This window comes from Exiguobacterium acetylicum (assembly GCF_022170825.1).
In the GTDB taxonomy this organism is placed as follows: domain Bacteria; phylum Bacillota; class Bacilli; order Exiguobacteriales; family Exiguobacteriaceae; genus Exiguobacterium_A; species Exiguobacterium_A acetylicum_B.
Window position 1 is genome coordinate 2,420,910 of the sequence record NZ_CP081878.1, and the last position, 12,754, is coordinate 2,433,663.

General features: G+C 45.9%; 11 protein-coding genes. 2 read left to right on the forward strand and 9 right to left on the reverse strand.

Features of this window, described 5'->3' with window-relative positions; translation table 11 throughout:
• The first annotated feature begins 17 nt into the window (after positions 1-17).
• Positions 18-1,586, forward strand: coding sequence for a phosphoenolpyruvate carboxykinase (ATP) (gene pckA, locus K6T22_RS12710; RefSeq protein WP_238237646.1), 1,569 nt, complete (start codon positions 18-20; stop codon positions 1,584-1,586).
• Positions 1,587-1,837: 251 nt separating this feature from the next.
• Here pckA and K6T22_RS12715 read toward each other — a convergent pair whose 3' ends face one another.
• The 9 genes from K6T22_RS12715 to K6T22_RS12755 all read right to left on the reverse strand — a co-directional run bounded on the left by K6T22_RS12715 (position 1,838) and on the right by K6T22_RS12755 (position 12,021).
• Complete coding sequence (locus K6T22_RS12715) at positions 1,838-3,094, reverse strand: EAL and HDOD domain-containing protein (RefSeq protein WP_238237647.1); 1,257 nt, start codon at positions 3,092-3,094, stop codon at positions 1,838-1,840.
• A gap of 176 nt (positions 3,095-3,270) precedes the next feature.
• Positions 3,271-4,026 (reverse strand): alpha/beta hydrolase family protein, encoded by a 756-nt coding sequence (locus tag K6T22_RS12720; protein WP_238237649.1) that lies wholly within the window; start codon positions 4,024-4,026, stop codon positions 3,271-3,273.
• Positions 3,998-4,471: an RNA deprotection pyrophosphohydrolase gene (gene ytkD, locus K6T22_RS12725; protein WP_047393467.1), complete on the reverse strand. Its 474-nt coding sequence runs from the start codon at positions 4,469-4,471 to the stop codon at positions 3,998-4,000. Before ytkD ends, K6T22_RS12720 begins: the two co-directional genes overlap by 29 nt.
• A 172-nt stretch (positions 4,472-4,643) precedes the next feature.
• On the reverse strand, positions 4,644-5,993 hold the full coding sequence (locus K6T22_RS12730) for a glucose-6-phosphate isomerase (protein ID WP_050678632.1): 1,350 nt from the start codon (positions 5,991-5,993) through the stop codon (positions 4,644-4,646).
• A gap of 113 nt (positions 5,994-6,106) precedes the next feature.
• A complete protein-coding gene (locus K6T22_RS12735) occupies positions 6,107-7,273 on the reverse strand; it encodes an iron-containing alcohol dehydrogenase (protein ID WP_238237651.1) in 1,167 nt (388 codons plus the stop codon).
• A 136-nt stretch (positions 7,274-7,409) separates the two neighbouring features.
• Entirely contained in the window at positions 7,410-7,802 is a 393-nt protein-coding gene (yugI, locus tag K6T22_RS12740; protein ID WP_012371159.1) for a S1 domain-containing post-transcriptional regulator GSP13, read from the reverse strand.
• 432 nt (positions 7,803-8,234) lie between these two features.
• Positions 8,235-9,278 (reverse strand): ribonucleotide-diphosphate reductase subunit beta, encoded by a 1,044-nt coding sequence (locus K6T22_RS12745; protein ID WP_238237653.1) that lies wholly within the window; start codon positions 9,276-9,278, stop codon positions 8,235-8,237.
• Entirely contained in the window at positions 9,247-9,735 is a 489-nt protein-coding gene (locus K6T22_RS12750) for a flavodoxin domain-containing protein (protein WP_238237654.1), read from the reverse strand. Before K6T22_RS12750 ends, K6T22_RS12745 begins: the two co-directional genes overlap by 32 nt.
• A gap of 18 nt (positions 9,736-9,753) precedes the next feature.
• Positions 9,754-12,021 (reverse strand): ribonucleoside-diphosphate reductase subunit alpha, encoded by a 2,268-nt coding sequence (locus K6T22_RS12755; protein ID WP_283205685.1) that lies wholly within the window; start codon positions 12,019-12,021, stop codon positions 9,754-9,756.
• 455 nt (positions 12,022-12,476) lie between these two features.
• On the opposite strand from K6T22_RS12755, the gene K6T22_RS12760 reads away from it, so the two are divergent.
• Positions 12,477-12,716 (forward strand): NifU N-terminal domain-containing protein, encoded by a 240-nt coding sequence (locus K6T22_RS12760; protein WP_238237656.1) that lies wholly within the window; start codon positions 12,477-12,479, stop codon positions 12,714-12,716.
• The last annotated feature ends 38 nt before the right edge of the window (positions 12,717-12,754 follow it).

Below are 12,754 nucleotides of genomic sequence, written 5' to 3' on the forward strand. Positions count from 1 at the left end.
GGAAAGGTGGGGTCAGGATGCCGATGACGGTCCTGAATATCGAAGAACTACTCAAGAAAGAGCATGTGTTCAAACAACTATCTGTTGCTGAACTTGTCGAACATGCGATTCGAAACGAAGAAGGTGTCCTTGCAGAGAACGGCGCATTATCTGTAGAAACGGGGAAATTTACAGGTCGTTCACCAAAAGATAAGTTCATCGTCCGTGATTCTTCCTGCGAATCTCACATTGATTGGGGTCATGTTAACCAACCGATGGATGGAGACAAATTTGAACAATTGTTACAAAAGGTTCTTCGTTACATGAACGAAGCCGATCAGCTCTACTACACAGAAGCTGCTGCTGGCGCAGATACGCACTTCACCCTTCCGGTTCGTGTGCTCACACAATACGCTTGGCATAACCTCTTTGCCAAACAACTCTTTTTACGCGAATATCCTGAAGTCGCTGCTTTCGAACCGTTCACGGTCGTCTACGCGCCACATTTCAAGGCAGATCCTGCCGTTGACGGAACGAACTCTGAGACGTTCATCGCGATGTCGTTCGAGCACCGGATCGTCTTGATCGGTGGAACGGAATATGCCGGTGAGATCAAAAAATCAATCTTCTCCGTCATGAACTACCTCTTGCCACAAGAAAACGTTCTTTCGATGCACTGTTCGGCAAACGTTGGACACGAAGGAGACGTCGCTTTGTTCTTCGGTCTATCCGGTACTGGTAAGACCACCCTTTCCGCTGATGATAGCCGTCAATTGATTGGTGACGATGAACATGGTTGGTCGCACGACGGTGTCTTCAACATTGAAGGTGGATGTTATGCGAAGACGGTTAACCTGTCGCGTGAAAAAGAACCACAAATCTTTGACGCGATCCGTTTCGGAACCGTCCTTGAAAACGTTGTTCTCGATGAAGCCCGTCATCCTGATTACGATGACATATCGTTGACGGAAAATACACGTGCCGCTTATCCGATCACAGCGATCGATAACATCGCTGTTCCATCACGCGCTGGTCATCCGAAGACGATCGTCTTCTTGACAGCTGATGCGTACGGTGTCTTGCCTCCAATCAGCAAACTGACGAAAGAACAAGCGATGTATCACTTCCTCTCGGGTTATACATCAAAACTCGCTGGGACAGAACGTGGCGTCACGGAACCAGAAGCAACATTCTCAACGTGCTTCGGTTCACCGTTCCTTCCACTCATGCCTGAAAAATATGCGACGATGCTCGGAGAATTGATTGATCGTCATGGTGTTACCGTCTATCTCGTCAACACAGGCTGGACAGGTGGCGCTTACGGTACAGGTAGCCGGATGAAGCTATCGTACACACGGACGATGGTCAATGCTGCCGTCAATGGCACTCTTGCAACGATTCCGACTGAAGAACACCCAATCTTCGGACTTCATATGCCTCTTGAAGTGCCAGGTGTTCCAAGTGAGTTACTCAACCCTGTACGCGTCTGGTCAAATCCGGACGAATACGACACACAAGCGCGTTCGCTTGCTGAGAAATTCCAACACAACTTCCTTCGTTTCGAAAGTGCGACGGATGCGATCAAGTCAGCAGGTCCACGTCTATAAAAAAAGAGCCTTCGGGCTCTTTTTTATGTTTAGAAATCAGTACATCTCTTAAGAAAATCAATTCATGGTCAACAAAAAAAGGAATGACGCGTCACACGCAACTCCTACAGGAAAAAGCGCATTTATGCGCTATCAGAGACAAACAAGACCCGCTTTCCTGCTGGAATGAAGCAGGAAAACTGGCTTGTGTCTCGCCTGAGGAAAGAGCATGAAAAGACGAGTTATTCTTTTTTGAGTCAGCCTCTTCATTTTCAGTCTAAAACAGAATCTGTTTTTTCTTGAAGATGTGTTTCTTTTTGCTTGAGCCATTCCTGACTTTCTGCTAGTAGCGCATAGGCTCGCGGAAGCGAGACATCTAAACGTTGACTGAGCAGTTCGAACTGATCAAAATCACCGCGATCTGCACTGATCGCAAGCACTAAACAATCTCGGAACGGATGATCTTTTCCTTGTAGGACAACCTTCAAGGAATCTTCGATTGGTAATTGACCGATGATGTCGTCGATGTCTACGGACAATAACGCATCAATATGTGACAGCAATCCGATCATATAGGCACTCTCCGGCTTAAGCGTACGCGTCTCTTTTGCAAATAACTCACAAAGTTTTGCACAATGTAAGGAAGAGCGGAGTAACTCATTCGACCATTCGTAAGGACTAGCAAGCTTCATCTCGCGTAAGACAATCAACGAAATCCAGCTTTTGAGTTGCGAGAAGCCGAGTAGTGAGATAGCTTGACGAACAGAGCTGACTGTATTTCGTAATCCCATTCCTGGAGAATTGATTAATTGTAGTACTTGAATACTGATATAAGGATTTGCTTCGATCTCATCAATGACTTCATCGTATTTTTCATCCGTATCGAGCCATTTTAGCATCTTCAGCAAGACCGGCACTTGAGGAGGGACAGCTTTTCCCTTCATCAACATTGGCTTAGCGTAAAAATAGCCTTGAAACCAATCATATCCCATATCAAGACAGCGTGTATGATCCTCATGTGTCTCGACTCGTTCGGCTAGCATCTTAATATGGGGATAATTACGCCGGACAATATGCAAAATCGCACTTTGCTCGCGAGTGGGAATCGCTTCGATGTCGATTTTAATTAAATCAATTAGTGCGAATAATTCTGTTCCATGTTGACGAAGTAAATCGGTCACAAAATCATCGAGTGCTAGTGTAAAACCTGCTTCTTTCCAACTGTGCAGCACAGATAACATCTCTGTATCGATATCGACAGTTTCTAAAATTTCGATAACGAACCGACTTGGATCTAAATAGTGAATCAGATCACTTTTCAATAGATCCGCTGTAAAGTTGACGAAAAGTTTTTTCCCTTCAGCGACATGTTCCACACCCATATGAACGAGTGTATTCGTTAACACATCCATCGTCGCTAGATCACCATCAAATACATTCATTTGTTTGACGGAACGATACAGCAACTCAAATGCATCAACTGCTCCGATTCGGTCAACGATGGGTTGACGTGCCAATAAGATATCCATCGTCCTCCATCCCCCTCTACATTACTCATATGGTACTAATTATATCAAAAGTTATTTTTCAGGAAGTTTATTGTTTTTTACAATGAATCAATATTCTTTTTTTCCATCCGTTATGTAAGTTAAAACGCTTGAGATGACACACAAAAACCGGTACGACATTCATCGTACCGGTCATCTCATCGCTTATAATTACCAGTCTCAAACCACCTCAACACATTCCGCGTCACACGTAACTTTTCGTGAATCGGAAATTGATGCGCATAGGCGTAGGTCTGAAGTGTCGTCTGCTCGGGATGACGCGCAACATAAGCCGTTGCGTGTCGTAAACGAACATTCTCGTCATACGCACCGTGAATCAACAACACCTCACCTTGAGGTGCGACATGGAGCGGCGAGCGAACCGCGTATGCATCAGGAACGGTGTCTGGTGTACCTCCCGTGTATCGTCGCAGCATCTTTTGCATCGTCTTCTGTTCTTCATACGTCCACGTCAGCTCGGTCACCCCTGCCCACGACACCGTTCGGGCAACCGGACGGTGATGCGCCAGTAGCAATGCCATCTGTCCACCACGAGAAAAACCGAATGCGTGTACATGCGAGACACGTTGCTGCAACCAGTCAAAGGCACTGCATGCGTCTTCAACATCTCGATGTCCGAAGTCTTCTTTTCCTGTCCCGCCTAAGTTTCCCCGATAGAAAGGTGCCATGACGAAAAAACCAGCCTGCGCGAATGCGAGCAGTCGTGTCGGTCGGACCATTCCGATCGAACGCGTACCACCACGCAAGTAGAGAATTCCCTGACCGTTCGCGACTTGCGGTAAGACGATATAGGCACCGACACGTTCCCCGTCCGCCGTCGTGTAGAACATCCGAAACGTCCGAAACGGACCTTGACGCGGAAGCTCAAACCAATCGGCGTTCGCTAAGTACACGGAGCGTCTCCGGAAGGACACGGTCCTTCATCATGAAGCTATATTGTCGGTTCGTGTCGAGACGATCAGGGAGTTCCTCGAACAGAAAAGCACCATCGGTTTCATCCACGGCAAGATGAGACGACAGCGATCCGATCTGCGCGAAATAGATGTTTTTGATGATCGTATCGCCTTTTCCGGCAACACGATATTGTCCAACATATGATAGGGAATCGATTTTCCCACCCGTCTCTTCCATCACTTCACGCCGTGCGGCTTCTTCTGCCGTCTCCCCTGGTTCAACCTTTCCACCAGGAAATTCATAACCACGCTGCTTATGATGGGTCAGCAACCATTTTCCTTCGTACACGGCAATGACCCACACGTGCAAAGGACGATCCGAGAACGGATGGTCATCAAAACTTAACTCCACTTGATTTTGATAATAATCCAAGAATGTAATCACGTACGTGCACCTCATTTCTTCTTCTAACTTCACTTTACCTGTTTCACGGGTATTCTAAAAGTGAAAACGCCAGGAAAGGCTCTAAATCTGGAAAATGATAGCCTACTATCATCAGATGAACACAAAAAAACAGCCGATGTTCCACTCGGGAACAATCGACTGTCGTTTTGTATTACTTCAAACGTGCTTCGAGTTCTGCTTTTTCTGCTTCGAATCCTGGTTTTCCAAGAAGAGCGAACATGTTTTTCTTGTACGCTTCGACGCCTGGCTGATCGAATGGGTTCACTCCAAGAAGATAACCACTCATTGCACATGCTTTTTCGAAGAAGTAGAACAAGAATCCGAGGTGATACGGTGTCATCTCTGGAAGTTCGACTGTCAAGTTCGGTACTTGTCCGTCTGTGTGTGCAAGCAACGTACCTTCTGCTGCTTTATCGTTGACGAACTGAATCGACTTACCTGCAAGGAAGTTCAATCCATCGAGATCCTGAGCATCTTCTTCAACTGTCAATGCATGACGCGCTTGACCGACTTTGATGACTGTCTCGAACAGGTCACGACGGCCTTCTTGGACGTATTGCCCCATTGAGTGAAGATCAGTCGAGAAGTCGACTGCTGCTGGGAAGATTCCTTTGAAGTCTTTTCCTTCTGATTCTCCGTACAATTGTTTCCACCACTCCGATACATAATGAAGTGCTGGTTCGTAGTTGACGAGAAGCTCGATCGTCTTCCCTTTCGCATAGAGCGCATTTCGAACGACTGCGTATTGATACGCCTCGTTGTCAGCTAGGTTTTCGCTCGCGTAGCGCTCTTGCGCGTCACGTGCCCCTTGCATTAACTCTTCGATTGAAATACCAGCTGCTGCGATTGGTAAGAGACCAACCGGTGTCAAAACAGAGAAACGACCACCGACATCATCCGGAATGACGAATGTTTCGTATCCTTCAGAGTCTGCGAGTGTTTTTAATGCACCGCGTGCTTTATCCGTCGTTGCATAGATCCGGTGTTTCGCTTCTGCTTTACCGTATTTCTCTTCCATGAACGATTTCAAGAGACGGAACGAAATCGCTGGTTCTGTCGTTGTACCCGATTTTGAGATGATGTTGACCGATACATCTTTTCCTTCGAGGACTTCGAATAAATCGTGCAGATACGTCGATGAGATGTTATGACCGGCATAGATGATTTGTGGTGCTTTCCGATCTTCTTTTGATAATAAATTGTGGAACGAGTGTCCGAGCATCTCGATCGCAGCACGTGCACCGAGATATGAACCGCCGATTCCGACGACTAACAACACATCAGAATCCGACTTGATTTTTTCTGCAGACGCTTGGATGCGTGCAAACTCCGCTTGATCGTAGTTCGTCGGAAGATCAACCCATCCTAAGAAATCACTTCCTGCGCCTGTTCCTGCATGAATCGCATGGTGAAGCGTCTTTACTGTCTCCGCCATATGATCTACTTCATGTTGACCTACGAATTGTAGGGCCTTCGAATAATCAAAACGTACTGTTGACATGCCATCGTCCTCCTTATTCATTCGCAACGAAATGCGACCTTCCTTTTCATTAAAACGCAAGAAGGAAGGTCGTTCAAGTCTTTTGTGAAATGAGTAGCAAATGTTACAGATTGTTATAGGGCAGCTGTCACGATTTGACGAACATCTTCGTTTCCAAGTGATTTGAAGTTTCCGAAGTCGCCTCGTGTCATCGCTGACTTGACGATTGAATCAACTGTATCTTCTTTGATGTCGTAATCAGCAAGACGGTTTGGTGCACCGAGTGATGTCCAGAAAGCACTGATTGCGTCAATTGTCGCGTGTGCTGCTTCCATCTCTGATTTACCTTCCGTGTCAACGTTAAAGACGTTTTCACCGAGTGTCACGAAGCGATGTGCATTTGATTCGTCAAGCACGTGGCGCATCCAGTTCGGGAAGAGGATGGCAAGTCCACCTGCGTGCGGGATATCGTGAACAGCTGAGACAGCGTGCTCGATGTTGTGTGATGCCCAGTCTCCGCGTGCTCCCATTTGAAGAACACCGTTGAGTGCCATCGTACCAGCAAAGAGAATTGTGCCACGAAGTTCAACGTTCTCGAGATCGTTGACGAGTTTTGGTGCTGCTTCGAAGACTGCTTTCATGACACCTTCTGTCATACGTTCTTGGACAGGTGCATGCGCAGGGTGGAAGTATTGCTCAAGGCAGTGACTCATCATATCGACGATACCGTAGATCGTTTGATCTTTTGGCACACTGACTGTGTATTTCGGATCAAGGATTGAGAATGTTGGGAACGTAAGCGGGCTACCCCAACCGTATTTCTCTTGTGTCTTCCAGTTCGTGATAACGGATCCAGCGTTCATCTCAGAACCTGTCGCTGCAAGCGTCAAGACTGTTCCGAATGGAATGACTGTCTCTGGTGTCGCTTTACCGATAACGAGATCCCATGCTTCACCTTCATACGGGATACCAGCAGCAATCAATTTCGTGCAGTCGATGACAGAACCGCCACCGAGTGCAAGCAATGCGTCTACGCCTGCTTCACGTGCGATTTTGATACCGCGCTCTGCTGTCTCGATACGTGGATTTGGTTCGACACCGTCGCATTCGACGTACTCGATTCCTGCCGCGTTGAGTTCACGTGTCACATCATCATAAACGCCGTTACGTTTGATACTACCGCCACCAAAGACGAGCATGACTTTCTTTGCACCAAGTGCTTCGAGTTGTGGTTTCAGTTGGCTGACTTGACCGTCACCAAAAATAAGTTTCGTTGGATTGCGATATTCAAAGTTTTCCATCTGTGTTGCCTCCTCAATAAGTAATGAACACCTTACATTATCCACACATTCCCCTTTCGCATCTAATTTAATGCTTATTCTATGTAAAAATTGCATAAAAAAAGAGAACCGACCGATGTCGATTCTCTCATGTGGCTTATTTTTGGAAGTTTGATTTTTCAATCCATTCTTCCAATTTACCTTTAAGAACGTTGAATCCAGGTGCTTCTTCTTGTTTGAAAGCAGGACCTGCATCGCGACGTCCAGCGTTTTTGCGTGGACCTTTCGCGCGTGCTTCACGTTTTGGAGCTTCCTGAGTTGCTTTGATCGAAAGCTTCATTTTTTTGTTAGCTTCGTCGATGTCGAGAACTTTAACAGTTACTTCATCGCCAACTTTTACGTAATCGTTGATGTCTTTTACGTAATCGTGTGAGATTTCTGAGATGTGGACGAGACCTTGTGTTTGCTCGTCAAGTGCTACGAAAGCACCGAAGTTTTGAATACCAGTTACTTTACCAGTAACGACTTGGTCTTTTTCAAAGTTTGCCATAATGTATACACTCCCTAACTAAATTCATCAACTTATAATAACACACTTTTCTTGTATCGTAAAAAATATTTTTGGAATTTGTTTATTTTTTATTTCACGAGGGAACATTTTAGTAGCAAGACTTCAAGTATTCCCCCTGATTCTGCCGAACTTTCCGAGTTCGGCCCTTTTTTGTTCTATTACTCAATTGACCTAAGTGATAAAGAAAAGTAATGCTTGAAACGATAAAGACAAAAGACAGATAAGACTATCAAAAAAACGGACAGTCTTGGTCTGCGCGCTTTCCGCGGACAAGCCCTCATGCCGCTTCAGATGCACTGCATCTTCCAGGGTCGATGACTTGTTTTTCCGCAGGAGTCGAGCAAGACCTCACCTGTCCTAGCGTAAAGGAAATATAGAGTAGAAGCAATCATCAATTAATCTATTTATTACTTACAGATCATCGAATCCATTCGCATCCGTTACTTTCGCATATGAACGTGATTTTTGTTCGAAGAAGTCCGATTTTGTTGCGTTCATCGAATCATCTGAATACGCACGAATCCATGGCATGACGTCTTCGTCGTGCCCTTCGTAAAGATCAGACAAACCAATGACGCGAAGACGTTTATTCGCGAGATATTTGACGTAGTCACGCATTTCACTGACGTCAAGACCGTCTAAATCACGCAAGACGTATTCGCTCCACTCGATTTCAAGATCAACGGCACGCTTGAACGTATTGTAGACGAATTGTGTGAATGAACCGTCAGCATCGATTTCTGGGTGCTCTGACAGAACTGCACGCAACAATTGACTGATGAAGTACGAGTGTTGGAGTTCATCACGTTGAATATAGCTGATCATCGTCGACGTCCCGACCATCTTTTGGTGACGCGCTAAGTTGTAGAAGAAAGCAAAGCCTGAATAGAAGTTGATGCCTTCGAGAACGATTGACGCAACGAGTGATTTCGCAAAGTTTTCTGGCGTCCGGTCATTTTGGAAGTCTTCGTATAAATCAAGAATGAATGCATTACGCTTCATGACCATGTCATCGTCTTTTGCGATATCAAAAATCCGGTTTTGTTCAGCCAATGGAACTAAGCTGGATAAGACGTAGCTGTACGATTGATTATGAACGACTTCCTGTTGCGCGATGATCGCGAGAATCGCATGAACAGATGAATCCGATGTGAACATCGCTGACTCGAGGATGTAGCGCGTCTGAACCGAGTCAAGGATCGAGAGTAGACCAATGATCCGTTTAAAGGCATCTTGTTCCCGTTCGCTTAATTGATTCCACTGCTGCATGTCTTTTGACATCGAAATCTCATCTGGAATCCAGAAGTTTGATAACAGTTGTTTGTAGATTGAATAAAACTGTGGATAGGCAATGTCGTTCCAGTTGACGATGGCACTTGTTTCGCCACCGATGATCGCTGTCGCGCGATTCGGATGACGTGCATCAAGCAGTTTGATTTTTTGTAGCTGTTCCATGTGCTTCGACTCCCTCTTGCTGTAATTGAAGAATAGTCCGTTTGGTCCATTCCTTGACGAGATGTGGACGGTTACGCGGGGACTGTTCGATTTTCAACAGTTCTCCGGCAAGCGGTACACCGAATTTTGAGAGGTGATACGCCATCTCATCGACAGCGCGACAATATTTGACGAACATCTTATCCCCCGTTCCAAAAACAGCTGCTTGCGGAATCGCATGCGTGCTATCCTTTAAAACCGTTCTAAGACAGTCGCGCATATCGTCGGGCAATTGTCCATCTCCCCACGTATACGAACCAAAATAGACGATATCATAAGGCATTAACTGATACGTCGTCACTTCGTCCGCAAACAACATCGTCGGCTCGATTCCCATTTCAGAACACGTCTTTGCGACGAGTTCTGCCACCTCCTCCGTGTTTCCACTCAATGACGCGTATACGATTGCTGCCTTCATGATATCGTCCTCCTTATCTTATGATGAACACGACTCACATTCGTCGATCTCAACCGTCGTCGAACGCGTGTAGTAGATCGTCTTCATCCCGAGTTGCCATGCTTCCATATGCATCTCGAGTAACTCTTTTGCTTTGACGTTATTTTTCACGTACAGATTGAAACTGATTGCTTGGTCGATGTGACGCTGACGCGAAGCATTTTGACGAATGCTCCATAACTGGTCAATCTCAAACGCTGATTTATAGAACCAGTTCGTTTCCGGTGTTAAATCCGGAACAGTGACTGGGATCTTATAGTTTTTCTTCTCTTCCGAGTAGACTTTTTTGTAGATTGGATCAATCGATGCCGTACTACCCGCAATGATTGCTGTCGATGAGTTCGGTGCGACTGCCATCAAGTAGGCATTACGCATACCGTACGCTGTGATGTCCGCTTGGAGACGATCCCAATCGAGTTCATCCGTCGTTTTGTAATGGCGACGTTTGATGTACTCACCTGTTTGCCATTCCGATCCTTCGAAGAGACGGTACGCCCCTTTTTCTTTCGCGAGTTGCATCGACGCATCAATCGTCAAGTAAGCGATCTTCTCATAGAGACGGTCTGCGTATTGTACCGCTTCAACCGATTCCCAACGGATGCCTTCGAGTGCGAGCAGATGATGCCAACCGAACGTTCCAAGACCAACGGCACGGTATTTTTGGTTCGTCAATTGCGCTTGCGGGACATCGATCGTATTTAGATCGATGACGTTATCAAGCATCCGCATTTGAATCGGAATCAAGCGCTCTAAGACGTCAGAACGAACTGCTCGTGCAAGCGCGATCGATGATAAGTTACAGACGACGAAGTCACCTGGTGTCTTCGTGACGATGATTTTACCGTCTTCCGTATATTCTTCCGTGACGGTCGTCGGGCTCATGTTCTGCATAATTTCCGAACAGAGATTTGACGAGTAAATCATCCCTGCATGTTTATTCGGGTTTGCACGGTTCACCGCGTCACGGAAGAACATGTATGGCGTCCCTGTCTCGAGTTGCGAACGCATGTAGCGTTTGACGAGATCGATCGCTGGAACTGTTTTTTTGCTGAGGCGTGGTTCATTGACACACGCTTCGTATCGTTCTGTGAAACTACCACCTTGTTCCGTCTCATCGAAGTAATCTTCAAGACTGAAGCCCATGACTGTCCGGATTTCATGTGGGTCAAATAAGTGCCAGTCTTCCCGTGCTTCAACAGCACGCATGAAACGGTCCGGTAAGTTGACGCCTGTGAACAAATCATGTGTCCGAAGTCGCTCATCCCCGTTGTTGAGCTTCGCATCCAAGAACTCGAGGATATCCTTGTGCCAGATGTCGAGGTAAACCGCAATCGAACCTTGACGCATACCGAGCTGATCGACGCTGACTGCCGTGTTGTTCAATTGCTTCATCCATGGGATAACGCCGCTTGAAACGCCTTTAAAGCCTTTGATGTCTGAACCACGTGAGCGAATTTTCCCCATGTAGACGCCGATTCCGCCGCCACCTTTAGAAAGCGTCGCTACGTCCGTGTTTGAATCATAGATTCCGCGTAGTGAGTCATCGACTGTATCGATGAAACACGACGAGAGCTGACCGTAAGACTTACCAGCGTTCGAAAGTGTCGGTGTTGCAACTGTCATGTAAAGGTTCGACAATGCCCAATAAGCTTCTTTGACAAGTTCTAAACGGCGTTCCTTCGGTTCATTCTGCATCAGCGTCATCGCGATGACCATGAATCGTTCTTGCGGTAGCTCGTACAAGTTTTTGACGTGATCACGTGCGAGGTACCGGTCTGCAAGTGTTCGAAGACCAATGTATGTGAACAAGTGGTCGCGGGCTGGATCGATCGTTGCCGACAGTTCGTTGATGTCTTCCTTCGAATACGCATCTAGTAAATGTTTCGTGAAGATGCCAATCTCTGTCAGTTTTTCAATCAGTGTATACAGCGAGCCATACCGTTCTTCTGCTGCATATCCGCGATTTTCACCTGCTTCAAGGTATAACCGATTTAAGTAAGTCGCTGTCGCTACGAATGTCCAGTTCGGCTCTTCTGCCTTCAACATATCGAGTGCGTGCATCGTTAACAGTTCATAGACTTGATCTGCTTGTAAGGACTTCCCTTCAAGCGCTCGGATGGCACGTTCTGTATAGCGGTCGATATCGAGCTCCGGATACGCTTCCGTTGCCTGTCGAATCACGACATATACGTCTTCTATTGTCATTGCACCTTTAAAGATGCGTGCTGTATTCAGTGGAGATGCCACTATGAACCACTCCCATTCTCTATCGTTAAACAGGTTCGCATTACACGATGAAATACGCTAAACTAAAAAAAGACGTCCTACATATAGAAGGAACTCTACAAGTGTCACTCTATATATAGACGTTTTAGACGTTTTTAAACCTGTTAATGTACAAGATATAGGTTATCACTGAAATTCAAAAAAATAACCCCTTGCTTTGAAATTCAGGTCAAACAATTTGAAAAAGGCATCATGACGCCTTTTGAGATATATTGAGATAGCGAGCGAAAAGCATTATAAGTTCAAGTGAACCCTTAAAATAAAGATGGTTCATTTCTCCTATCATAAGAAAAATATTCTCTTCGAATTTTCTGATATACTGAACGTATCGATCTTCCGTCTATAAGGAAGAAGGACTCAATCCATCTATCACGAAAGACGGCATATACGTATGTACGTTGAAAGGAGCTTACCTCATGCAAGTCGATTACACACCAAATCCGAATTCCGTCAAAATCACACTAGAAGAACAGCGCTTCGGTGCTAAAAGTACGAGTGTCAAAAAAGAAGATACGCCTGAAGATGCGTTGCTTGCATCGTTGATCGCCATCGATGGCATCGACAATCTGTTCGCTTACGGCGACTTCGTGACTGTCACGAAAGAACCAGAAGCGGAATGGAATGAATTGCTTCCACGTATCGAACAGTACATGTAAAAAAACAAGAAGACACCTGTTCCTGGACAGGTGTCTTT